The organism is Rhodococcus sp. ACPA1 (assembly GCF_002300195.1).
GTDB lineage: Bacteria > Actinomycetota > Actinomycetes > Mycobacteriales > Mycobacteriaceae > Rhodococcus_F > Rhodococcus_F opacus.
On sequence record NZ_NSDX01000004.1, the window covers coordinates 422,871 to 446,644 of the forward strand.

Genomic DNA, 23,774 nt, shown 5'->3' on the forward strand with positions numbered 1-23,774 from the left:
CAGCGGGTTCCTCCGCAGACGCGGCGGGTGCCACCGCAGGGTCCCCCGCAACAGGGACCTCCTGCGCCCCGCCCGCGACACCCCGCTCCCCGGCAGGGTCCCCCGGCGCCTCCGCCGGAGGGCACCCAGGTGATCCGCCGCGACGGACGCGGATCCCCGCCGCCGCCCCAGCAGGCGTGGTCGCAGGCCCCCGAACCGCAGTTGTCCCGGTCGGCACCGCCGCAGGGACCGCGCGGCTATGCGCCCACCCAGACGCCGCAGCCCTACCGTGACGCGCCGCCACCGCCGCCTCGGGTGCCCGATCGGCGTCCCCCTCGCACGCCACCACCACCCCCGCCGCTCGCACCGCCGCGGTCCCCGGAGCCCCCGGGGCAGCGACGCCCCAAGCGTAAGCGGAACTGGGGCCGTCGCATCGGCATCCTGTTCCTGGTGCTGGTCCTGGCGCTCGCGGGCATGACGTACTACCTCGACAGTTCGCTGAACCGGATCGACGCGCTGGCCGACTACCCCGGCCGGATCGACGACACCCCCGGCACGAACTGGCTGCTCGTCGGTTCGGACAGCCGGACCGGGCTGACCCCCGAGCAGGAACAGCAGCTGTCGACCGGCGGCAACAGCGGCCCCGACCGCACCGACACCATCATCGTGGTGCACGTCCCCAGCGGGGGCGGCCCGGCGACGATGGTGAGCATCCCGCGCGACTCGTACGTGTCGATCCCCGGCTACGGCGAGGACAAGATCAACGCGTCGTTCGCGTTCGGCGGTCCGCAACTGCTGACCCAGACGGTCGAGGAGGCCTCCGGTCTGCACATCGACCACTACGCCGAGATCGGGTTCGGTGGTTTCGCAGGCATCGTCGACGCGATCGGCGGCGTCGACATGTGCCTGGACACCGCCATCGACGATCCGCTCGCGGGGATCAACCTCGCGCCCGGCTGCCAGGAACTGACGGGGGCGCAGGCCCTCGGCTTCGTCCGCAGCCGTGCGACCGCGCTCGCCGACATCGACCGCATGAACCATCAGCGGATGTTCATGGCCGCGTTGATGTCGAAGGCCACCAGTCCCGCGACGTGGCTCAACCCGTTCCGCGTCTGGCCGCTCGTCACCGATACCGCCGCATCACTGCGTGTCGACGAGAGCGACCACATCTGGCACCTCGCCGCACTCGCCTGGGCGGTACGCGGCGACATGATCACCACGACCGTTCCCGTGGGCGGTTTCGAGGACGTCGACGGTGCCGGGAACGTGCTGCTCTGGGATCACGACCGGGCGTCGCAGTTCTTCGACGCGCTGGCGAACGACCGTCAGGTCCCGGCCGAACTGGTCACCACCGGACCGTGACGCACGGCCGTAAACTGACACCCATGTCTCAATCGGCGACGAAGACCCCCAGCGAGTTCCATGCCCTCCTGCTGCAGCAGATCCGCAACGAGTTCACCGCATCCCAGCAGTACATCGCGGTGGCCGTCTATTTCGACTCGCACGATCTCCCGCAACTGGCTCGCCGGTTCTATTCGCAGGCCGCCGAGGAGCGTGGCCACGCGCTGATGATGATCCAGTACCTCATCGACAACAATCTCCGAGTGACAGTCCCCGGCGTCGACGACGTGGTCACCGATTTCGATTCGGTGCGCGCCCCCGTCGCCCTGGCCGTGGAACGGGAACGCGTCGTCACGGAACAGATCACCAAGCTCGCCCGGACGGCCCGCGACACCGGTGACTACCTCGGCGAGCGGTTCATCCAGTGGTTCCTCGAAGAACAGGTCGAGGAGGTCGCGAGCATGCACACCCTGCTGACGATCGTCGAACGCGCCGGCGACAACCTGTTCGACATCGAGGATTTCATCGCCCGCGAGATGAGCGGGAACTCGCCGATCCGGCCGGGTGCGCCGAAGAGGGCGGGCGGCGGCGTCTGACCCTTTTCGGGTCAACAGCGGGTGGGCGCCGGTTCGCCGCGGAACCGCGCGGCCACGTATTCGTACGCGTCGGGAAAGCCCACCACTGCCGTCGTCATGTGCTCGGAGATCTCGTACGGGACGAACGTCAGTCTGGCTCCTGCGGCGCAGTAGCGGTGCGCGGTCTCGGCAACCGAATCGAACGGTGTCAACCCGTCGAGGGTGCCGTGCCACAGGTAGAGGGGCGCGGTCGGGACACCCTCGAAGTACCGCAGACTGTTGTCGCGCAACACCTGGTGCGCGCCCGAACTCGCCATGAGGCTGGTCGACGCGGCCAGCTGTCCGGCGCTGCGGAAGGCGCCGTGAAACAGCAGGAACCGGCGGCATTCGTTCGACATCCACTCGCGCAGCCACAGTCCGGTCGCGTTGAGCTGCGACGAAATCGGTAACTGTTCCGGGTATTCGCGTTCCAAGCCGATCGCGGCAGCGAACGCGAGCCCGAACCCCGGGTGCGGATTGAATCCGAGGCCCTGGGCCATCTGTTCGAGGTCCGCGGGAATCCCGCCCGCCACCACCGCGTCGAGTTTCAGCTCCGGCGCATAACTCGGGGCCAGCGCCGCCGCCCACGCGCTGGCCATTCCCCCACCCGAATACCCGGCCAGCGCCACGGGGCTGTGCGACAACCCCAGTTCGGCCACCCGCTGCACCGCCCGGACGCTGTCGAGGGTGATCATGCCGCCGAGTTTCGCGGCACCGTAGGCGCCGGTCGGGCCGAGATGGTCGGGCACCGAGACCGCCCAGCCGCGTTGCAGACCCAGATACAGGCCCGGCGACTCCTGCAGTTCCAGGTTGAACAACGACCGCGACGGGGCACATTTGGTTCCGAGCGAATTCACGATGGCCTGATACGACACCAGCGGAGGATTCGCGACACCGCGGGGAAGCAGAACCGTGGTGACGGCCAGGATCGGATGTCCCGTCGAGTTCGTCGACCGGAACGCGATCTGCCACCCGTCCGAGTTCGCGTACATCCAGGTGTCGATCCGGCGCGTCCGGACGACGTCGCCGGGACGCAGGACCCCGAGGTCGGGCGGAGCGAGATAGAAGGGGTCGGGATCCGGCCACGGATACAACGGTTCGGCCTGCGCCGGGGCGGGAATAGTCGCCCCCAGAAAAAGGGCACCGAGGATCAACGCTAGCCACGTACCGGATCGTCTCAACATGTGCCTGCCCCTCCGCACCGTCGGAACGCTGTGAATTTTATACACGGGCGAGGCCCCGCCGACGCCGATTGCCCCGTTCCCGTCGGAGATCCGTCGCCAGTTCAGGTTAGGAAAATGACATCAAAATGGTCCCGAAATTAGGTTGACTTTAGTTTGGGCAAGCTTCCCAAAATTAGGTTCAACTTGGATGACACCCGCTCTGACCAGCGATATTATCCATTTCATGACTTCGACTGACGCGCACAAGACGAAATTCCACGCTCTGCTCCACGACCAGATTCGCAACGAATTCAACGCGTCACACCAGTACATCGCGACTGCCATCTATTTCGACAATGCGGACCTGCCGCAGTTGGCCAAGCACTTCTACAAGCAGGCCGTCGAAGAGCGCAACCACGCCATGATGATCGTCCAGTACTTCCTCGACCGCGACATCTCCGTGGAACTGTCGGGTGTCGACGCGGCGAAGGGCCAGTTCGACAACGCTCGCGAGCCGATCGCCCTCGCCCTGACGCAGGAGCAGACGGTCACCGAGCAGATCGTGCAGTTGGCGAGCACCGCCCGCGAGGAGGGCGACTACCTCGGCGAGCAGTTCATGCAGTGGTTCCTCAAGGAGCAGGTCGAGGAGGTCGCCAGCATGACGACGCTGCTGACCATCGCCGACCGCGCGGGCAGCAACCTGTTCGACCTCGAGGAGTTCGTCGCACGTGAGATGAGCGGCCCCGCAGACACGTCCGGGGCACCGCACGCAGCCGGCGGTTCCATCTAGGCGGCTCCGCCACCCGTGAGTGGTTGACGAGTCTCTGTACTCCTCAACCACTCACGAGCCCGAAGGGCCTATCGCAACGTGACCTGACGGCCACGCAGTCCGTCGCGGGCGCGTCGCTCCTCGGTGGTGAGCGGCGCGTCGACGGCGAGTGCTTCGGCCAGGCGCTGACCGAGTTCGACGGTGGCGGCGGCCCACTCGTTCGCATGCTTTTCGCGGTCCAGGTCGAACACCGGGACCAGCAATCCGTGCGTCCGGAACGACCCGGCGTAGCGCGAACCCTCACCGAGGTGCAGGCCGCCGGTCGCGTGCACGCGCGCCAGGGCCAGCATCAGATCATCCTCGTTCTCCGGGCGCACCCAGCGGATGTGCGCCTTCTCGCCCGCATCGACCCACCACGCCGCGACGACGCCTTCGGCCTCGACTCGCGCGGACGGCATGATCGCCGCATTCGCGTGCTGCACGGTGGTCGCGACCTCGGGGGCCGGCTCCACACCTTCGGGGATCCACCAGTTGAAGTCCTGGTGCACCGTGATGTCGAGGGGTGCGTCCGCGTCGATCACGTCGGCCAGTGCCGGCGTCTCGGATCCGGGGTTGGCGGAGGCCAGCGATTCGCCGGCTGCGGCGTCACGGACCCAGGCGACGGACGCGGCCAGATCGGCGCCGAGATCCGCGGAATGCGCCTGGACCTGCACACCGACGAACCCGGTGGCACTGTCACCCTCGTCGCGCACCAGCGCCGCGACGGCACCCGGCAGCACGGTCGCGAGCGTCACCGGACGGGACGAATCCTTGACGGGCAGCGGGGCGGTCGCCGACGGGACGAACTCGCGCAGCGCCACCAGATCGCATTCGGCGGCGAGGCCTTCGAACGGCCGGGTCACGGCCGCTGCGGCGCTCTCCCGTTCCGCCTGCCGCTGCGCGAGCTTCTCGGCGCGGGCACTACCGGGCTTCGGACCACTGTTTCTCTTGCTCTTCTTTGCCACGACGCCAAAACCTACACGCCGACGCCGGTCCGGTCAGGACGCCAGCCACTTCTTGGTGCGGCCGGGGTGGTTGGTGGCCACCCAGCTGACCCCGAGTTCGCGGCACAGTTCGACGTCGCTGCGGTTGTCGACGGTCCAGCAGTACGTCGCGCGCCCCGCGGCCGCGGCCTTGTCGACCATGTCCGGGTGTTCGTGCAGCGTCTTCACCGACGGACCGACCGCGGTGGCGCCGACGGTGGTCGCGGCTCCCCCGCCGAGGTACCGGGCGGATTCTCCGAGCAGCACGGTCGGGAGCATCGGCGCCGACCGGCGGATCCGCCACACCGCTCCGGCGGAGAACGACATCACGACCGCGCGGGAGTGGTCGGCGGACGGAGGTGCGGCGATGCCGAAGCGTTGCAGTTCGGCGAGCACCTTGCTCTCGACCAGGCCACCGAAACGCACGGGATGCTTGGTTTCGATGAAGAGCTTCACCGGGCGCGCCGACCAGTCCAGGGTGAGCGCGATCAGCGCGCTCAGTTCGAGGAGTTCGGCGGGTTCGTCTTCCGTGCCGTAGTTGAACTCCGCCAGCTCCTCGAGGGTCATCTCGCTGACGACGCCGGTTCCGGTGGACGTCCGGTCGACGGTGCGGTCGTGCACGCACACGAGGTGGCCGTCGCGGGTGAGCCGCACGTCGCATTCGAGCCCGTCCGCGCCCTCTTCCAGCGCCAGCTCGTACGCGGCGAGCGTGTGTTCCGGCATGGCCGCGGATGCGCCGCGGTGCGCCACCACCAGGGGGCCGCGCCGGTCGGGGCTCACGACGCGACGGCTTCCCGGTCGCTGGCCTCGGATGTCTTCTCCGCGGATTTCTCCGCGTCCGTCTGCGGCGGCGGACCGGTGGCGATCACCCAGCGGGTGACGGGTTCCTTCGCCCCCTTCAGCGTCCGGCCCTCGAGCCGTCGGAGCACCATCAGTGCGAGTACGGCGGTCGCGGAGGCGACCAGCGCCGTGAAGGCGGCCAGCAGGACACCGTCCGCCATGGCCTGCAGTCCCGGCCTGGACCGCCAGAACCAATTGAAGACGACGAGCACCGCGCCGAAGACCCACAGGCTCCACCAGGCACGGACCAGCAGGACCGCGCGGGGGTCGCGGCGGATCACCTCGAGCAGGTACACACCCGGCATCACCAGGTTCAGGCCCGGCACCGCGCACCCGACGATCACCTCGGTGGGGGTCCGCGGGTCGGACGTCTTGGCCCGGGCGAACGTGCGGCGACGCATCCGCAGCAGCCAGCACACTCCGCCGATGCCCGACAGCAGTGCGAGGAGCATCCCGCCGGCCTGGCCGAGGAACACCGCGATGTCGGACACGGCGAGCAGGGTGGGATCGATCAGCCGGGTCCGGTTGCGGAGGAGGACGGCGTACCGGCCAAGTTCGGCGATGACGGCGAACGCGTACAAACCGGCGGTGAGGGTGAGGAAGGTGGCCGCCTTGCCGGCGAGCAGTTCCGGCCAGTCGCGCCGCGAGGAGGGGGCCTCGACGTGATCGTGAAGTCCCCAGCGGGGGATCTCGGTGTAGTGCGGAGTGGGGCCGGCCGTCGGCGCCTCGGCCGCGAGACCACTCCTCCGCAGCGGGGATCGCGCGATCCAGCGGAACCCCCGGCTCGCGGGTGGCTGGTGCTGGTCGGTGCGGACGGGGGCGAGCAGCACACCGTGGCAACGCGGGCACCACTGCGCCGGGGAGCCGAGGACCGGCCACCGAGCCGCGCATCGCGCACACACCTGAACGACGACGCTCATGCCCTCCGCACCCACTTCACATTGCCGATTCTGTCACGACCCGCGAATGCGGGCAGCCCACGACCGAATCGTCCTTTTTGGGGAGAATGTGTGAGCTGCACCACGCGAAATGCCGAGTTATCCACAGTTTCCACAGGTTCATACACAGTTATGGACAGTGTGAGTAGTGCTCATACACAGGTCAGAGCGCATGCGAATCCGCGATTGTTGACAGCTTCGGATGAACGGTCCACAACGGTGGATGAACTTGACATCGCAGCTCGGTGAACAATCGGACTCGGTGACCGACGGCTCGGCCCGGAATTACCCCTCCAGTTCGGATCGCCCGCGAAGCGACCCGAGAACTCCGGACCGGCCGTCGTCTCCCCCACCTGTGCCGGGCGAAAATGTCCCGACACTTGATCTGACGCAGCCCGGCGCGGTTTGGTTCCACCCGATCTGTAATCTCGGAAAACGATGACGGACGACGTCGGATCGCGGTGGCACCTCGGGCCCGCCCGTGTCCTCCGGGTGGCCGCCGCCCTCGTCGTGGTGCAACTTCTCGTGCGGACGTGGGTGGCCGCCCACAGCGACTTCTACTGGGACGATCTGATCCTCGCCGGACGCGGCGGAAGCCTCCCGCTACTCTCCGCCGACCTCCTGCTCTACGACCACGACGGTCATCTCATGCCCGGGGCCTTCCTGGTGGCGGGTATCGCGACGCGGGTGGCGCCGTATCAGTGGATCCTGCCGATGCTGACGATGATCGCGTTGCAGGCGGTCGCGTCGTATGCGGTCTTCCGCTTACTTCGCACGATCCTCGGTCTACGACCCGTCCTGCTGGTTCCGCTGGCGATCTATCTGTTCTCTCCGCTGACCGTGCCGGCGTTCGCCTGGTGGGCGGCGGCGCTCAACGCACTGCCCCTGCAGATCGCGCTGGCCTGGGTGGCGCGCGACGCCCTCGAACTGTGCCGAACCGGGCGGCGGCGGTACGCGGTCTCGGGCACTCTCGTGTTGATCGCGTCGCTGCTGTTCTTCGAGAAGTCCGTCGTGGTCCCGTTCGCCGCGTTCGCGACCGTGGCCCTGCTCGCACACGTCGGCGAGCGGGAGCGGCCGGTGCGGTCGACGCTGCGGCGAGGCGCGGCCCTCTGGATCCCGTCGGCGGCGGTGCTCGCGGTGTGGGCGGTGTTCTACTTCTCCACTGTCGCGTCGCAGTGGGAATGGGCGGGTGCGTCGCGCGCGTTCGAACTGTTCCACCACGGCACGTCGCTCGGGCTGCTGCCCACGCTCGTGGGGGGGCCGTGGACCTGGGATCGGTGGATTCCGAGTCCGCCGTGGGCCTCCCCGTCGACGGCGCTGGAGGTGGTCGGCTGGGTGGTCCTCCTCGCGGCGGTCGTCGCGACGATCCGGCTGAAGCGCCGCATCGGCTGGGTGTGGATCCTCACGGCCGCGTACTTCCTGCTGTCGGTGACCGCGATGGTCGTCACCCGCTGGGGCGCGGACACCACCTACGAACTCGCGCAGACGCTGCGCTACTACACGGACACCGCGGTGATCCTCGCGATCGCCGTCGCGGTGATCGCCCGTGCGCCCCGCCGACGAGCCGACCCCGTCCGGGTGCGGCCGCTGGTGGCCGTCGCAGCCGTGGCCGCGTTCGTCGCGAGCAGCCTGTGGTCGACGTACACGTTCACCCGCAGTTGGGAGGAGAACCCGACCACCGCGTACCTCGCGACCGCGCGTGCGTCGCTCGCCGAACGGGATGACGCGCCGATCCTCCAGCAGCCCGCGTCCATCTGGGTGCTGTTGCCGGTGGCGTACCCGAACAACCTGGTGAGCCGGGTCTTCGCCCCGCTGCGCGACCGCCCCGAGTTCTCCGACAGCACCCCCGACCTCCGGATGATCGACGACACGGGTTCGGTGGTCGACGCCCAGGTCACGTGGGTGCGCGCGATCGATCCCGGACCGGTTCCGGACTGCGGGCACCTGGTCGACCAGCGCAGTTTCGTCCCGCTTCCCCTGGACGGGCCGCTGACCGGCTGGGAGTGGACTGCGCAGCTGAACTACATGGCCACCGCGGACGGTGAGATCGCCGTCGCCATGGAGGTAGGCAGCCCGGTGCGGGTGCCGGTGCACCGCGGTCCGAATTCGGTGTTCGTGCGACTCACCGGCGGCGGTCAGAGCGTGCGGGTGAGCACCCTGACCCCGGACCTGTCGCTGTGTATCGGCGCGGGCCCGGTCGGGGTCGTCGTGCCGAAGTAGTTACCGCCCGTACCGCGACCAGGCGACGCGGGCACCGGCCGCGCCGACGATCGCGGCGGCCACGTCGTCCCAGCTCGCAGCGGGCAGCCCGAGCTTCGCGAAGAGGGAGCGGCGCGGCCCGGTCATCTCGAGGGTGGCGTCGGGGAACCGCTTCTCCACCACCTCGCGCAGGGTGCCGATCCCGTCGACGATGCCGAGTTCGACGGCGCGGCGTCCCAGCCAGACGTCGCCGTTGAACAGCTCGGCCCCGTCCGCCTTCAGCTTGTCCCCACGGCGGCCGACCACCCAGTCGCGGAACTCGTCGTGGATGCCTTCCTGGATCTGTTCGAGCCACTGCACGTCCTCGGACTTCTCCGCGAAGAACGGGTCGAGGCGGGCCTTCGCCTCGCCGGCCGAGTGCAGCCGCCGTTCGATGCCCAGCCGGTCGATCAGTTCGGAGAACCCGAAGCCCGCCGAGATCACACCGACGGAGCCGACCACCGACGTGGCCGTCGCGTAGATCTCGTCGGCCGCGCAGGCCAGCCAGTAGCCGCCGGACGCGACGACGTCCTCGCAGAACGCGAGCACGGGCAGTTCGTGTTCGGTGGCGAGCTGACGGATGCGGGCGGCGATGTATTCGCTCTGCGTCGGCGACCCGCCGGGGCTGTTGATCAGCAGCGCCACCGCTTTTGCACCGTGCGTGGTGAACGCGCGTCGCAACGGTTCCTCGACGGATTCCGCGCTCAGCGCACGCCCGAAACCCGCTCCGCCGGACGCGATCATCCCCTGCAGTCGCACCACCGGCACCACGCCGGCGCCGGAGCCTCCGAACGCGTCGGGCAGCTTGTCGGCCAGCGGTTTCGGCAGGTTCAGTGGGATCTTGGCCATGAAATCAGCGTACCGATCACGGATCGGGCAGAGTGGTTCACATGGAGTTGCGAATCTTTACCGAACCCCAGCAGGGTGCCACGTACGACGATCTTCTGGCGGTGGCGCAGGCCGCCGAGCGTTTCGGATACGGCGCGTTCTTCCGGTCGGATCACTACCTCGCCATGAACACCGAGGGCCTTCCCGGACCGACCGATGCGTGGATCACGCTGGCGGGTCTCGCCCGCGAGACGTCGACGATCCGTCTCGGCACCCTCGTCACGTCCGCGACGTTCCGGCATCCCGGACCGCTGGCGGTCTCGGTGGCGCAGGTCGATCAGATGAGCGGCGGCCGCGTCGACCTCGGCATCGGCGCCGGCTGGTACGAGGAGGAGCACCAGGCGTACGGCATCCCGTTCCCGCCGCTGAAGGAGCGGTTCGAGCGGCTCGAGGAGTCCCTCGCCGTGATCACGGGGCTGTGGCGCACTCCGCTCGGCGAGACGTTCTCCTACGACGGGACGCACGTGACGGTCAAGGATTCGCCCGCGCTCCCGAAGCCGCGGCAGCCGCAGGGTCCGCCCGTCCTGATCGGCGGCACCGGCAAGAAGAAGACGCCAGCGCTGGCCGCGAAGTACGCGGACGAGTTCAACGTCCCGTTCCAGGCCGTCGACGAGACGCGGGACGTGTTCGAACGGGTCCGGCTCGCGTGCAAGGCGATCGATCGCGACCCCACCGAGTTGGTGTATTCCAACGCGCTCGTCCTGTGCTGCGGGCGCACCGAGGAGGAGATCGCGAAACGCGCCACGAGCATCGGACGCGAGGTGAGCGAGCTGCGGGCGAACGGACTCGCCGGGTCGCCCGCCGAGCTCGTCGACAAGATCGGCCGCTACGCCGAGGCCGGGTCGCAGCGGATCTACCTGCAGACCCTCGATCTCGGCGACCTCGACCACCTGGAATTGGTCGCCAGTGAGGTCGTTCCGCAACTGGGCTAGGCGAGCTCGAGTTCGGCGGCCACGACGACCGGAAGATCGAGGGGCAGCGCGGCCACCCCGATCGCCGTCCGCGCGTGGTCGCCGATGTCCGGGCCGAACACGTCGAGCACCACCTCGGAGAACCCGTTGAGCACCGCGGTCGTCTGCTCGTAGCCCGGCTCGGCGTTGACGAATCCCGTGACAGTGAGCCACGCACCGATGCGGTCGAGATCGCCCACCGCACGACGGACCCCCGCCAGGACCGCGAGGGCGGTGAGCCGGGCGGAGTGCGTGGCGTCGGCGGCCGACACGTCGGTGGGAACGGACCCGAACGGTCCGGCGGGTGTGCCGTCTTCGGCGAGCGGCCCGTGACCGGACACGAGCACCCTGCGGCCGTGCACGCGTACCCAGCTGAACGGCAACTCCACCCCCGGGGGCAGCTGGACGGCGCGGGGCAGTACCAGCCCCAGATCACGTAGTCGGGACTCCGCGCCCATCACTCCTCCGCTCGACGAGGACCCCGGTCATTCGGCGTGCTCAGCAGCATTCCATTCCCTTTCCACCGGTGGAATGCTCGAAGTACGACCGGAACGGCCGTGACTCGAGTGCGCCGGAGGTTGTCACGGGTTTTGCGGAAGAAGTGGTAGTGGGTCGATTCTGCGAGGAGATGGACGCGATCTCGATCCATCGGCCGGCCGACCGCAAGATCGTCGAGACCTGGCAGGTGTGGGACACGCTCGATTCCTTCAGCAGCTCGGCGCGGTCCCCGCGAGCTGATCCCGGCACGCCCTCGGGAGGGTGCGATGAAGTACGTGATTACCTGGACGCTGCGTAATGGTGGGTCCGCCGCCGAGAACGAGGAAGCTGCGCGGCGGAGCCTGGAAGTGTTCGCGAGATGGACGCCGGCGGAAGGGGCGACCTTCCATCATTTCCTCGGTCGCCTGGACGGAACCGGGGGATTCGCCTTCGTCGAGGCGGATGACCCGAACGACGTCTTGGACGGCCCGACGAAATTCGGACCTTTCTTCGAGTTCCACGTCTATCCTGTCGCGGACATCGCCGTCACCACGCAGGCTGCGCAGCAGGCGGTCGAGTTCAGGGGCTCGATCAGCTGAGCGGGCTCAGTGCCGGGTGGTCGAATCCAGGAACTGGCGGAGGTCGCGATCCCACTGCGCGTCGCGGGCGCGGTTCAGGGAGGCGCGGCAGATGAGGAAGCCGGACAGCGCGATCATCATCACCGCGAACCAGGTGAACATCCCGGCGATCACGCCGGCCACTCGTGCCGCCGACGGCGACATCGGTTCGGTGGTGAGGTTGCCGTCGGCGTTGACCCAGATGTCTTCCTGCGTTCCCGAAGGCGTGGCGGGGTCGACGGTGATGTCGGCGTGGCGGGTTTCGTTGCCCCACGTCCATTTGGCGGGGGCGGTGTCGACGCCCGACGGTGCGACATCGGAGGTGACGGACACGCCGGTGGAGTCGGCGAGCGTGGTGGCGGAGACGGTGCGGTAGTCCGCGACCTGCTTCTCCGCCAGCGTCAGTTGACTGTCGATGGTCCGGGCGCCCACGAGGATGGCCAGGGGAAGCATCGCGAACGCGAGCACAACGACCGCGAGGGTGAGCATGTTCTCGATCCGGTCCGAGCGCCGGAGTAGCGGGTTGTGCCGCTGACGGGCCGACCGCTTACGCAGCCCCCGTGCTTGAGAGTTGTTCCACATTCCGGATCCGGTCCTCTCGCCGACAATTCCCTACCATCCAGGGTCGTACGCAAGGCAAACAAGATCAAGTCAATCCGGTGTGTCTTTGGGCACTGTGCCGTAATACACTCATCTGCTCCCCGCCATCTCACGATGCTCCTTGGGGCTCACTCCGCGCACGCGTTTGAACGCTGCACTCAGCGCGAATGCGCTGCCGTACCCCACCCGCTGCGCCACCGTCGCCACCGTCGCGTCCGGTTCGCGGAGCAGATCCGCGGCCAGGGACAGCCGCCAGCCGGCGAGGAAAGTCATGGGCGGTTCGCCGACGAGGTCCGTGAACCGTCGCGCGAGGGCAGCCCGCGACATGCCGGTTTCCGCGGCGAGCGACTCCACGGTCCACTGGCGGGAGGGGTTGTTCTGCAGGATGCGCATCGCCTTGCCGACCACCGGGTCGCTCTGCGCCCGCACCCACGACGGCGCCTCGGCCGCCGGCCGCGCGAACCAGGCGCGTAGCACCGCGATCAGCAGCAGGTCGAGCAGACGGTCGAGCACCGCTTCCTGTCCGGGTTCGTCCCGCACCACTTCGTCGTGCATGAGGGTGACCAGCCGCGAGTCCCAGTCGGCGCGGCGCTGCACGACGAGTTCCGGGAGCGCGGTCAGCAGTCGCATGCTGATCTCGCCCGGGGTCTGGTACGTCCCGGTCAGCATAACCGTGCGGCCGTCCGCACTGTTTCCCCAGGTACGCACCCCGAGGTCCATCGCCTCGGCGAGCGGTTCCCCGCGGAGCGTCGTGCAACTCTGGTCGGGGTTGATGATCACGTGCGGCGGGGTGTCCGGATGGTCGGCGACGACGTAGCGCTCGGGTCCGCGAACGATCGCGACGTCACCCTCGGTGAGCTGCACCGCGTCGCCGGTGTGCGGAAGGATCCACGCCTCTCCCCGGCCCATCGCGACGAGGCTGAGCGGCGCGTGGTCGTCGATCTGCAGCGACCACGGCGGTTCCATGATCGAGCGGAGCACGAACGCGCCTGCGGCACGGGGACCACTGATGAGACCGGCGAGGGGATCCACACATCCAGCGTAGACGCTCGCGTATGGATCAGCGCGTTTCAACCATGGAAAGTCTCGGCATCGCCGTCTTGACTGAAAGACATGACAACGACACCGCACACACTCGTCCTCACCGGCACCGGCAAGGTCGGCAGCCGCGTCCTCGCCCGGCTCGCCGCCGCAGAAGTATCCGCTCGGAGCGGCTCCCGCTCCGGCCGTCCCCCGTTCGACTGGGAGAACAGGGACACGTGGCGGCCCGCACTGGACGGAATCACCTCGGTGTACATCGCCTACTACCCGGATCTCGCGATGCCGGGAGCGGCGGAGGTCGTCGAGGAGTTCGCGGGCCTGGCCGTCGCGAACGGCGCCCGGCGACTCGTCCTGCTCTCCGGTCGCGGCGAAACCGAGGCGGAGCGCAGCGAACTGGCGATCCGCAAGGCGGGAGCCGAGTGGACGATCCTCCGGTCCAGTTGGTTCAGCCAGAATTTCAGCGAGAGCTTCATGCTCGACTCCCTGCTCGCCGGCGACCTCGCACTGCCCGTCGACGGGCGCGTGCTCGAACCCTTCGTCGACGCCGACGATCTCGCCGAGATCGCCGTCGCCGCACTGACCGGGGACCGCCACGCCGGCGAACTCTACGAACTGACCGGACCGCGGTTGTTGTCGTTCGGTGACGCCGTCGCCGAGATCTCGGAGGCAACGGGTCGCGAAATCCGATACACCCCAGTCACTTCGGAAGAGTATTCGACGGCCCTGGCCGGGCAGGGGGTACCGTCCGACGCGATCGGCCTGCTCACCTACCTGTTCGGCGAAGTGCTGGACGGGCGCAACGCATCACTCACCGACGGGGTGGAACGCGCTCTGGGGCGCGCGCCCCGCGACTTCACCGACTACGTCCGCGCCGCAGCAGCGGCCGGTGTCTGGAGGGTCTGACCATGGAGCGTTATCTGACGGTCGTCACGGCGGTGGGCGCCGGCGTGGTGGGCGGCGTGATGTTCGCGTTCTCCACGTTCATCATGACCGGGCTCGGTCGCCTGGAGCCGGCTCAGGGCATCGCGGCGATGCAGGCGATCAACCGGGAGGCGCCGAACTTCTGGTTCATGACGGCGTTGTTCGGCACCGCACTGACGTCGATCGTGCTCGCGGTCGTCAGTGTGGTGCGGCACGACGGTTCGGCCGTCTACGCGGTAATCGCCTGCGCGCTGTATCTCGTGGGGATCGTGCTGACCATCGTCTATCACGTGCCGCACAACAACGCGCTGGACGCGATCGATCCCACGGCGGCCGACTCGGCGGCGTACTGGCGCGACTACGTGTCGGGATGGACCGGGTGGAACCACGTGCGCACCGTCAGCGCCATCGCGGCGTCCGCGGTGCTCACGTGGTCCGCGGCCCGCGGTTGAAACCGGGGGCTACGAGGGCGGCAGGATGTCGGTCTGCGCCGGCACCTCGTCCTGCTTCAGCAGCCCGACCGGGCAGCTGACGCCGGTGGCGTGCACGGGGCAGTAACCGCCGGGGTTCTTCGCGAGGTACTGCTGGTGGTAGTCCTCGGCGTAGTAGAACTGCGTGAGCGGGGCGATCTCCGTGGTGATCGCTCCGTACCCGGCTTCGGCGAGCCTCTTCTCGAACGCCTCACCGGTGGCCTCGGCGATCTCCACCTGCTGTTCGTCGATCGTGTAGATGGCCGAACGGTACTGCGTTCCCTGGTCGTTGCCCTGCCGCATGCCCTGTGTGGGGTCGTGGTTCTCCCAGAACTCCTTGAGGATCTCGGCGTACGAGATGACCTTCGGGTCGAAGACCACGAGCACGACCTCGGTGTGACCGGTGCGACCGGAGCAGGTCTCCTCGTAGGTGGGGTTGGGCGTGTAGCCGCCGGCGTATCCCACCGCGGTGGTGTAGACGCCGTCGAGTTGCCAGAACTCCTTCTCGGCGCCCCAGAAACATCCCATGCCCAGCACGGCGGTCTGCATGCCCTCCGGGAACGGGGGTTGCAAGGGGTGACCGTTGACGAAGTGCATCGCCGGAACGGGAATCGGCTGACTGCGACCGGGGAGGGCGTCCTCGGCGGTGACCATCACGGACTTAGCGGCTGCTCGACCCAGAAGCTCGTCGTACCAAGACATGATTCGATGCTACGCGCGGTGCCGGAGTGGTCTCCTGGGCGAGCGCCGACTGTCTGCGCATCCGCTCGACGCGAGCGGTCACCCACCCCGTCGCGGGGACCTCCACCCACCGGTACATCGCCTCCGACACCAGTGCCGTCACCACGAGGAATGCGATCACCGCCCCGGTCTCGCCGAACGAGCCGACCGTGTGCTCGTACACGCGGTAGAGGATCAGCGTGTGGACCAGGTAGATCGCGTAACTGCGCGTCGCGGTCCAGCGCACGACGGCCCAGTGCGCCGCGGGACCGTCGTATCGGCCCACCAGCACGACGCACGCGGTGACGACGGCGAACGTCCAGAGGTAGTGATCGCCGGCCCAGTAGACCCGGAAGTCGGTGGCGAGGCGGATGACCTCGACCTGGGCGAGCCCGGCGACGACGATCCACCGGCAGTCCGCGAGCCGCGCCCAGCCGAGGTAGATGATCTGCCCGAGGAACACGGCAGGCAGCGTCGCGGCGATCTTGGACAGCATCGGGACCGTGTACGGCTGCGGCGCGTACAGGTTGTAGAGCAGGATCAGCGCGCAGAGCGCGGCACCGGCCATCGGCATCGCGATGGGCAGGGTGCGCAGAACGGGGCGCGCGGCCACGCAGGCGAGGTAGAAGAAGATCTGCACGGCGAGGGTCCAGGTGACCCCGAGAACCGCCACCTCGGGTTTGAGGAAGAAACCGCCGAGCACGAAACTCAGGGCCGCATCGACATTCGACACCCCGTCCTGGCCGCTGAACATGCCGTTGATGCCGAGGCGGACCAGCACGATCGCGGCGAGAACGGCCACCCAGAATGCGGGCAGGATTCGTCCGAGCCGGTTGACCAGAAATTGCCCGGGCTCGTGACGAATGGCCGAACGGGTGATCAACACCCCGGTCAGCATCATGAAGACGGCGACCCCGAGAAAGGACAGATGCTGGTTGAGACCGCCCCGCTCGATGAAGATTTGATAGACGACGTCGATGAACCACCATCCGGTTCCGAGGTCGTCGATCAGATAGAACGAAATGTGCGAGTAGATCACGGCCAGAACTGCGAAAAAGCGGAGCAGGTTCGCGCCCGTGAGCTCCACACGCGGCGCGGCCGCATGCGAATCTGCAACAGGTATCAGCGAAGGCATCGCGTCAGCTTAAGGTTCCGTTCACCGCTCGGACGAATTCTCACGACATCCAGTGTCACCGCGACAGCCTTTTTTCGGGTGCCCGAACTTTCCTTTGCGGGAATCGCTCCGTGACCCCAACTGTTGCGCAGGGTGTACCAATGAGATTGGGTATATACCCGAGAACGATTCGCCAAAGGCGGGTGTCAGACGCGTGCCCACGTGTCGTCGACACCCGGAAACACAAGGGCTCACACGCCCATAGATGAAGGGACCCTCGTGTCTGTTTACACGCTGCCGGAACTCCCGTACGACTACGCAGCTCTCGAGCCGCACATTTCCGGCAAGATCATGGAACTGCACCACGACAAGCATCACGCCGCGTACGTGACCGGTGCCAACACGGCCCTCGACAAGCTGGCCGAGCTCCGCGAGTCGGACACCCTGCCCGCCGTGGTCAACCTGCACGAGAAGAACCTCGCCTTCCACTTGGGCGGCCACACCAACCACTCCGTCTTCTGGAACAACCTCTCGCCCGACGGTGGCGACAAGCCGACCGGTGAGCTCGCAGCCGCGATCGACGACCAGTTCGGCGGCTTCGACGCGTTCCGCAACCACTTCTCGGCCAACGCCAACGCCATCCAGGGCTCCGGCTGGTCCATCCTGGCCTGGGACTCCATCGGACAGCGCCTGCTCATCGTCCAGCTGTACGACCAGCAGGGCAACATCCCGATCGGCCTCACGCCGCTGCTGCTCCTCGACATGTGGGAGCACGCCTTCTACCTCGACTACCAGAACGTCAAGGGCGACTACGTCAAGGCATTCTGGAACATCGTGAACTGGGCCGACGTCGCCGCTCGTTTCGAGAAGGCACGCACGCAGACCGCGGGCCTGATCGTCTAGTTTCCTCTTCGCAGCCACGGGCGCACGGACCACTTTCGGGTGTGTCCGTGCGCCCGTGCTCGTTTCGGGTCCGGAATTCCTTCCGAGCAGGCCGAGCGTCCAATAGGCTTCGGAAGTGACCGAGTTCAGCAATCCCGCCCGAGACGACACCGTCGTCCACGCCTTCCGCGACGACGCGCTCGGCGACCTCGACGCCACCGGCCTCGCGGCACGGATCGCCGCCGGGGAGGTGTCGGTCCGCGAGGTGACGGAGGCAGCGATCGCGCGAGCCGAGTCGGTCGGACCCACCCTGAACGCCCTGGCGTTCGCCGACTTCGACCGTGCGCTGACGGAGGCGGACCGCCCGCACGAGGGTGTCTTCGCGGGAGTGCCGACCGTCGTCAAGGACAACGTCGACGTCGCCGGCCTGCCCACGCAGCACGGCAGCGTCGCCTTCGCCGCGCAGCCCGCCCGGGTCGACAGCGACTTCGTCACGCAGTACCTGTCCACAGGTGTTCTCTCGCTGGGGAAGAGTCGGCTCCCCGAGTTCGGGTTCAGCGCGTCCACCGAGTTCATGGACGCCGAGGCCGTGCACAATCCGTGGAATCTCGCGTTCTCGCCGGGAGCGTCCTCGGGTGGTTCGGCCGCACTCGTCGCTTCGGGTGTCGTGCCGATCGCGCACGCCAACGACGGTGGCGGATCCATCCGCATACCGGCGGCCGCGTGTGGGCTCGTCGGCCTGAAACCGTCCCGCGGGCGGACGGTCCCCGACGCCATGGACAAGACGCTGCCGATCCGGATCATCGCGCAGGGCGCCGTCACCCGCTCGGTGCGGGACACTGCACGGTGGATGGCGGCCGCCGAACGCCACTACCGCAATCCGGCACTGCCACCCATCCGGTTGGTCGAGGGGCCGAGCAGCACCCGGCTGAAGGTCGGGGTGGTGGTCGACTCGGTCACCGTGTCCCGCACGGACGACGAGACCCGCAAGTCGGTCCACGCGACCGCCGATCTGCTGGCGGACCTCGGGCACCACGTCGAGGAGTGCCCGATGCCGGTGAACTCCTCGTTCGTCGAGGACTTCTGCATCTACTGGGGGTTCCTGTCGTTCGTCATCTCCAGCAACGGCAAGCGGATGCTCGGACCGGACTTCGACCGCGACGCCACCGACAATCTGACGCGCGGACTCGCCGCGATGTACCGCAAGAACATCGCGAAGACTCCACGGGTGCTCTACCGGTTGCGGCGCACGTACCGTGAGTACGCGCAGATCTTCCAGAAATACGACGTGATCCTGTCTCCCACCCTGGCCCACACGACGCCGGAGCTCGGATATCTTTCGCCGACACAGAGTTTCGAGGAGTTGTTCGACAAGCTGATCGCCTACACGGCGTTCACGCCGTTGAACAACGCGTCGGGCGGACCGGCCATCTCGCTGCCGATGCACGAGACGTCCCGCGGCCTGCCGCTGGCGTCGCACTTCTCCGCCGACCACGGCGACGAGCGGACGCTGCTCGAGCTGGCGTTCGAGCTCGAGCAGGCCACGCCGTGGCGTCGTATCCAGGACGCCCGCTGACGGTCAGGTCCTGCGCCGCACACCCATCCACACCACCGCACCCGCCAGCAGCACCGTCGTGATCCCGAAGCCGACGGCGAGGTGCTCGGCGGTGAGGATCGGCGACGGCGCGGACAGTGTGCGGGTGACCGCGACCGGTTCGGCGAGCACCGTCGCCAACTGGTTCTGCTGAGCGGCCGTGCGCACCGGCATCGCCGCGACACCGTTGTTGAGGTCGGTCGACAGCTGCCCGGACAACGTCTTCAGCTTCGCGAACCCGTCGACGATCTGCGAGGTGGCGCCTTCGAGCATCTCCGGTGCCTGATCGGCGATCGGGACGATGCCGTCGTTCAGTTGCTGCGCCCCGCTGCTCAGCTGATTGCTGGCGTCGGTGAGCTGACCCATCGCGACGCGGACGAGTTCGCCCAGATCCGTGTCGGGGCCGACTCCTCCGCCCAGCAGACCGGGCACCGAGCCCAGCTGCGCGGAGAACAGATCGAGGTCGGCACTGACCTGTCGGAGCGACGGGACCACGTCCGATGCAACGGGAGTGGCGTCGAGAACGCGGATCGCCTCGTCGATTCTGGTACGCATCCGGGTCGCGCTGTCGTTCGCCTCGCCCAGCGTCAGCCCCAACGCGCTCAACCGGTCCGCGAGGTCGTTGGCCGTCCCCGACGTCTGGTCGACCACGCCCGCCACCTGGTCGGCGACGCCCAGCAGTTGCACCGAGCCGGAACGCGCCGTCTCGAGATACGGGAGCAGAGTGTCGGCGCCCTCCGTGAGCTGTTGCGCCGCATCGTCCGCCGCGGCCGTCCCGGCTGCGAGGAATCCGGCCGTCATTCCCGCCTGCTGGAACCGGGTCCGCGACGAGGACATGTCCGCCAGCAGATCCGTGATGCCGTCCGCGCCGATCTGGGAGGACACCACTCCGGAGAGTTCCTCGGACGCACCGGTGTCGGAACCTGCGACGTCGAGGTCGAGGGTCGCCTGCCGCGGCTTTGCACCCCACACCGAGGACACCGCCTCGCTGAAGTCCTCGGGCACGGTCACCGTGGCGAACCAGTCGCCGCCCGCCGCCGCGTCCGCGTCGACCACCTGCCAGTCGAAGGCCTCGTTCGCCTCGAGCTTCTCGATCAGGGTGTCGCTCGCACGCACCGGTTTTCCGTCCACGGTCGCGCCGGCGTCGGTGTTGACGATCGCCACGGTCCGGCTGTCTGCCCCGCTGTCACCGAGGAACAGGTAACCGAGTCCCCCCGCGGACGCCAGCACCAACCCGGCCAGGGCGGCCGCGGCGACGCGCCGCGAAGTGAGGACCTTTCGCGTCGGCTCGGTTCGGGCGTGATTCGCGGAATTCCGTGCGCGCTCAGAGGTCATTCCGGTGAGGATAGGTGGCTTTCGTCGCGGCAGATTGTGACGATTCTGAGGATTCTCTGAGACCTCTACCCGGCGACGATCACCTCGTTCGCGGCCAGCGCGTCCGCGCGGGCCTGCAACCGCGCACGCAGGGTCTCGACTTCCGATGTGAGTTTCTCGGCGCCGAGCCCGTCGGATAGCGGTACGGCCCGCGCGATCTCGTCGAGGATCTCGACTGCCCGGCCACTGCCGAACAGTTGCTGGTACAGATCGCGGTACGCGTCCTCGTAGACGCTCGTGAAAGCCTCCGAGGCCAGGAACCGCTCCTTCAGCGCGTTCCCGCCACCTCCGCCGGGCATGCCACCACCGGGCCCCGCGCCGCCTGGATCTGCACCGCCCGGCCCGGCTCCGCCGCCCATCCTGATCGAGTCGTGCGGGCCCGCATCGCTGTTGCCGCTCAGCGCGAGGTTGAGATCCCAGGACACGACGGAGATTTTCTTCGTCCCAAGGTCGTACCAGAGGTAGTAGTTCTTGCCCGGGCCCGCCATGTCGTCGCTGTTGACCAGCAGATTCTGGGTAGCGACATACCGGGCGAAGGATTCGACGTCCACCCGGTCGGCGAGTTCGGCGTCGAACTGCTCGTCGGACGCACCGTCCAGCCATTCGAGTAACGAGATGATCGGCTGCAGATCCTGCGAGCCTTCCGCGTTGATCTGGTCGAACTGCTCCGCGTAGGTGGTCTGGTCGTCGCCCTGATACGTGAAACGCGAGTTGGCGTCGGCCTTGTAGAGGACGCCGTCGCTGTCGAACAACGAGTTCGCATACCCGTCGTCCGGGTGCTCGAGAACGAGCCGGGTCTGCGTCGGCGACCCGTTCACGGAGTACGTGGTGTAGGCGTACCGCTGGGTGGCCTGGCCGGATTCGGCGGTCGACGACAGTGACACCGCCTCGTTCAGCACGGGCGAACCCGGCCGGACCGACAGCTGTGTCATCCCCTGGTACGCCCGCCCCGCCACGTACTTGTCGAAGTTGATCAACAGCGGCAGCGACGCCGGGTCCTCGGCCGACAGCGTGACCATGCCGCCCGGTCCGCCTTCGCCCCGGCCCTCCGGCATCGCCGTTCCCACGGGAGGTTCCATCCCTTCCGGGATACCGCGTTTCCCGCCGCCGGGACCGCCGGTGCCGCGGAGCCCCATCAGGGTCGAGTTGCCCTTCAGCCGCACTCCCACGTCCGTGACGAGGGTGCCGTCGATCGTGATGTCGGCGGTGATCCACGTCTTCTCGCCCTCGTCCCGGTATGCGGCGATCATGTCGTCGTAGTCGGACTGCGAGAACTCGATGCTCACGTCGTGTGCCGTCCCCGCGTCGAAGAAATCGACCGACCCGGCAACGTTCTCGGTGATGCGGGAGGCGATCACCGTCGCGTCGCCGGTGATGTACGGACGCACCCGCGCCTGACCGAACACGCCGACCGTCACCGCCACGAACGCGAGGAAGGCAGCGAGGATCTTCCAGTTCCGGCGGACCGGGATCGGCAGCCGGTGAACGAGTCTGCGGCGCATCAGATGTCGGTTTGGTCGTAACCGGTGAGAACGGTGACGCGCTGGCCGGTGTTGACCCCACTGAGCGCCGAGATGAGCTCCGCCGGTTTACGGCCCGGCTTCAGCTGCGCCGTGTAGTACAGCTCGGTGAGCGCACCCGACCGCACCGACTCCGTGCTCACCAACTCGAACTCCTTCGTGTAGTCGATCAGCACGTCCTCCACGAGGGCGGTGTAGCCCGACTCGGGCGGAACCTGCACCTTCACCACCTGCCGCTGCACGTCCAGCTTGAACATGTCGAACCGGCTCATCAGCACGAGCACGAGGCAGATCGCGACGGTGGCGGCGATGGCCAGCACATAGAACCGGGTGCCCGTGGTCATGCCGATGGCCATCACCAGGAAGATGAACCCGACGTCGCGAGTTTCCTTGATCGCGTTGCGGAATCGCACCACCGACAGCGCGCCCACGAGCGCGAACGCGCGGGCGATGTTGGAACCCACCACCAGCATGATCAGGGTGATCACCATGCCGACCATCACGAGGGTCTGGACGTAGGACTGGCTGTAGGAGACGTTCTTGTGCGTCAGGCGATAGACGTATCCGATGATCGCCGACAACACGAACGACAAAGCGAGCGACACGACGATGTCGAACGTCGAGAACGTTCCACTGAGATCCTGGAGATCGAAATTCATGACAGGGTTCCTGTTTTCGCGAGGGTGCGGCCACGGTCGGCCGGGGCCGGGAAGAGCTCGTCGGGGATGTGCATGCGGGATCGGGGCGCAAGCCCGAAGGCCTCCACGCTCTGGCAGTACTTCGAAACCCGGACCACCGACATGTCCAGTCGCGCGGTGAGATCGGTGACCCAGTAGGGCACCCGCTCGTTGGCCTTGATCTCGACGATGCACAGGTGCGGCGGAATGATGAAGCGGTTCTCGGCCGGCGCCGCGAAGTGGAAGTCTCGGTCGCGACCGTGCACCCGATGGTCGATCGTGACGCGCAGGCCCAGATCGGCCTCCGTACCGACGAACGCTTCACGCAGGTACCCGGTGGTGACGGTCGGGCACAGGTCGAGGTTGCCGAGGAGCGTCGTCACCTCGTTCACGAACGGCCCGGCCGAGACGTCGTGGTCGATCGGCTGTCGTGCGTCGCACAACCGCATCGCATGCGAGTACGGCAGTTGGATCCGGCGTTTCTGGGTGACCCGATTGACGCGCTGCTTGATCTCCACGTAGACGGGGGTCGCCCCGGTGGCCTCCGCGGGAGGCCCGTACAGCCGCACTCGCAGTTTGCGGCGGAACTTCAGGCCCTCGATCTTCTCCCAGTAGAAGCGCAGATTCTGGGTGTCGTAGTACAGGCTGCTCACAGGGTATCCGCCCACCGGCGAGAATTCGTCGGACGCCATGTGCCCCGCGAGCGCGTCGCGAAGGCGTGGAACGTCCGACTCGTGGGCGAGGTACTTGATCTCGTATCTGTTGAACGCGTGCAGCGCGCTGGCGGTCTTCAGGTATCCGGACGCTTCCGGTTCGGGCGCGGACGATCCCATACTTTCAGCCTTTCGTCGGTGGGCTCTCCCACCTCAGCCGCCGCGCCTGGAGTAAACCTGCAGTAAAGCTGGCAGTTTTCTGTACGGCGGACCGTCAGATGCCGTTCATCCGCACCTACACCTGTGTTCACCTGCGGCAGTTAGCACTCCCCTGCTCTTGTGTGCCAGGCACTGTCGGGCGCATTCTTCAAG

General features: G+C 67.6%; 24 protein-coding genes. 10 read left to right on the forward strand and 14 right to left on the reverse strand.

The window, feature by feature from the left end; all coding sequences use genetic code 11:
- The first annotated feature begins 129 nt into the window (after positions 1–129).
- Positions 130–1,341: an LCP family protein gene (locus CJ177_RS19815; protein WP_257014596.1), complete on the forward strand. Its 1,212-nt coding sequence runs from the start codon at positions 130–132 to the stop codon at positions 1,339–1,341.
- Positions 1,342–1,364: 23 nt separating this feature from the next.
- Positions 1,365–1,916 (forward strand): ferritin, encoded by a 552-nt coding sequence (locus tag CJ177_RS19820; protein ID WP_037181758.1) that lies wholly within the window; start codon positions 1,365–1,367, stop codon positions 1,914–1,916.
- 11 nt (positions 1,917–1,927) lie between these two features.
- Here CJ177_RS19820 and CJ177_RS19825 read toward each other — a convergent pair whose 3' ends face one another.
- Positions 1,928–3,118, reverse strand: a complete 1,191-nt coding sequence (locus CJ177_RS19825) for a lipase family protein (protein WP_061700020.1) — start codon at positions 3,116–3,118, stop codon at positions 1,928–1,930.
- Positions 3,119–3,341: 223 nt separating this feature from the next.
- Here CJ177_RS19825 and CJ177_RS19830 point away from each other — a divergent pair, with 223 nt between their 5' ends.
- On the forward strand, positions 3,342–3,887 hold the full coding sequence (locus CJ177_RS19830) for a ferritin (RefSeq protein WP_025431647.1): 546 nt from the start codon (positions 3,342–3,344) through the stop codon (positions 3,885–3,887).
- Between the two features lie 68 nt (positions 3,888–3,955).
- On the opposite strand, the gene CJ177_RS19835 is transcribed toward CJ177_RS19830, so the two are convergent.
- The 3 genes from CJ177_RS19835 to CJ177_RS19845 are packed head-to-tail and all read right to left on the reverse strand — an operon-like array spanning position 3,956 to position 6,648.
- On the reverse strand, positions 3,956–4,870 hold the full coding sequence (locus CJ177_RS19835; RefSeq protein ID WP_005248874.1) for a DUF5926 family protein: 915 nt from the start codon (positions 4,868–4,870) through the stop codon (positions 3,956–3,958).
- Between the two features lie 33 nt (positions 4,871–4,903).
- Positions 4,904–5,668 carry a glycerophosphodiester phosphodiesterase gene (locus tag CJ177_RS19840; RefSeq protein WP_005248875.1) on the reverse strand — a complete coding sequence of 255 codons (765 nt, stop codon included), beginning with the start codon at positions 5,666–5,668 and terminating at the stop codon, positions 4,904–4,906.
- Positions 5,665–6,648, reverse strand: coding sequence for a DUF4328 domain-containing protein (locus CJ177_RS19845; protein ID WP_061700022.1), 984 nt, complete (start codon positions 6,646–6,648; stop codon positions 5,665–5,667). The genes CJ177_RS19840 and CJ177_RS19845 overlap by 4 nt, the downstream gene beginning before the upstream one ends.
- Positions 6,649–7,104: 456 nt before the next feature.
- Here CJ177_RS19845 and CJ177_RS19855 point away from each other — a divergent pair, with 456 nt between their 5' ends.
- Entirely contained in the window at positions 7,105–8,886 is a 1,782-nt protein-coding gene (locus CJ177_RS19855; RefSeq protein WP_095868413.1) for a hypothetical protein, read from the forward strand.
- Here the strand turns inward: CJ177_RS19855 and CJ177_RS19860 are convergent, their stop codons facing one another.
- A complete protein-coding gene (locus CJ177_RS19860) occupies positions 8,887–9,753 on the reverse strand; it encodes a S49 family peptidase (protein WP_005248879.1) in 867 nt (288 codons plus the stop codon).
- A 41-nt stretch (positions 9,754–9,794) separates the two neighbouring features.
- Here CJ177_RS19860 and CJ177_RS19865 point away from each other — a divergent pair, with 41 nt between their 5' ends.
- Entirely contained in the window at positions 9,795–10,724 is a 930-nt protein-coding gene (locus CJ177_RS19865; protein ID WP_095868414.1) for an LLM class F420-dependent oxidoreductase, read from the forward strand.
- Here the strand turns inward: CJ177_RS19865 and CJ177_RS19870 are convergent.
- A complete protein-coding gene (locus CJ177_RS19870; RefSeq protein WP_025431645.1) occupies positions 10,721–11,200 on the reverse strand; it encodes a RidA family protein in 480 nt (159 codons plus the stop codon). The two genes, CJ177_RS19865 and CJ177_RS19870, sit on opposite strands and share 4 nt — an antisense overlap.
- 306 nt (positions 11,201–11,506) lie before the next feature.
- Here CJ177_RS19870 and CJ177_RS19880 point away from each other — a divergent pair, with 306 nt between their 5' ends.
- Entirely contained in the window at positions 11,507–11,818 is a 312-nt protein-coding gene (locus tag CJ177_RS19880) for a DUF3303 domain-containing protein (protein ID WP_005248883.1), read from the forward strand.
- A 6-nt stretch (positions 11,819–11,824) separates the two neighbouring features.
- On the opposite strand, the gene CJ177_RS19885 is transcribed toward CJ177_RS19880, so the two are convergent.
- Both CJ177_RS19885 and CJ177_RS19890 read right to left on the reverse strand, forming a co-directional pair.
- Positions 11,825–12,418, reverse strand: a complete 594-nt coding sequence (locus tag CJ177_RS19885) for a hypothetical protein (RefSeq protein ID WP_095868416.1) — start codon at positions 12,416–12,418, stop codon at positions 11,825–11,827.
- A 108-nt stretch (positions 12,419–12,526) separates the two neighbouring features.
- Complete coding sequence (locus CJ177_RS19890) at positions 12,527–13,468, reverse strand: AraC family transcriptional regulator (RefSeq protein ID WP_095868417.1); 942 nt, start codon at positions 13,466–13,468, stop codon at positions 12,527–12,529.
- A gap of 81 nt (positions 13,469–13,549) precedes the next feature.
- Here CJ177_RS19890 and CJ177_RS19895 point away from each other — a divergent pair, with 81 nt between their 5' ends.
- The gene (locus CJ177_RS19895; protein WP_095868418.1) at positions 13,550–14,380 is read left to right on the forward strand and encodes an NmrA family transcriptional regulator; all 831 of its coding nucleotides are present in this window, start codon (positions 13,550–13,552) and stop codon (positions 14,378–14,380) included.
- 2 nt (positions 14,381–14,382) lie between these two features.
- Positions 14,383–14,850, forward strand: a complete 468-nt coding sequence (locus tag CJ177_RS19900) for a DUF1772 domain-containing protein (protein WP_095868419.1) — start codon at positions 14,383–14,385, stop codon at positions 14,848–14,850.
- A gap of 9 nt (positions 14,851–14,859) precedes the next feature.
- On the opposite strand, the gene msrA is transcribed toward CJ177_RS19900, so the two are convergent.
- Both msrA and CJ177_RS19910 read right to left on the reverse strand, forming a co-directional pair.
- Complete coding sequence (gene msrA / locus CJ177_RS19905) at positions 14,860–15,570, reverse strand: peptide-methionine (S)-S-oxide reductase MsrA (RefSeq protein WP_095868420.1); 711 nt, start codon at positions 15,568–15,570, stop codon at positions 14,860–14,862.
- Positions 15,530–16,723, reverse strand: coding sequence for an acyltransferase (locus tag CJ177_RS19910; protein ID WP_005248889.1), 1,194 nt, complete (start codon positions 16,721–16,723; stop codon positions 15,530–15,532). The genes msrA and CJ177_RS19910 overlap by 41 nt, the downstream gene beginning before the upstream one ends.
- 258 nt (positions 16,724–16,981) lie before the next feature.
- Between CJ177_RS19910 and CJ177_RS19920 the strand changes: the two genes are divergently transcribed.
- Positions 16,982–17,605 (forward strand): superoxide dismutase, encoded by a 624-nt coding sequence (locus CJ177_RS19920; RefSeq protein ID WP_005248891.1) that lies wholly within the window; start codon positions 16,982–16,984, stop codon positions 17,603–17,605.
- A gap of 115 nt (positions 17,606–17,720) precedes the next feature.
- Positions 17,721–19,160, forward strand: coding sequence for an amidase (locus CJ177_RS19925; protein ID WP_061041716.1), 1,440 nt, complete (start codon positions 17,721–17,723; stop codon positions 19,158–19,160).
- A 3-nt stretch (positions 19,161–19,163) separates the two neighbouring features.
- On the opposite strand, the gene CJ177_RS19930 is transcribed toward CJ177_RS19925, so the two are convergent.
- The 4 genes from CJ177_RS19930 to CJ177_RS19945 all read right to left on the reverse strand — a co-directional run bounded on the left by CJ177_RS19930 (position 19,164) and on the right by CJ177_RS19945 (position 23,582).
- Entirely contained in the window at positions 19,164–20,513 is a 1,350-nt protein-coding gene (locus CJ177_RS19930) for a hypothetical protein (protein WP_095868421.1), read from the reverse strand.
- A 65-nt stretch (positions 20,514–20,578) separates the two neighbouring features.
- A complete protein-coding gene (locus CJ177_RS19935; RefSeq protein ID WP_095868422.1) occupies positions 20,579–22,054 on the reverse strand; it encodes a CotH kinase family protein in 1,476 nt (491 codons plus the stop codon).
- Entirely contained in the window at positions 22,054–22,731 is a 678-nt protein-coding gene (locus CJ177_RS19940) for a DUF4956 domain-containing protein (RefSeq protein WP_061041719.1), read from the reverse strand. The genes CJ177_RS19935 and CJ177_RS19940 overlap by 1 nt, the downstream gene beginning before the upstream one ends.
- Positions 22,728–23,582, reverse strand: coding sequence for a polyphosphate polymerase domain-containing protein (locus tag CJ177_RS19945; protein WP_005248896.1), 855 nt, complete (start codon positions 23,580–23,582; stop codon positions 22,728–22,730). The genes CJ177_RS19940 and CJ177_RS19945 overlap by 4 nt, the downstream gene beginning before the upstream one ends.
- Between the last annotated feature and the right edge of the window lie 192 nt (positions 23,583–23,774).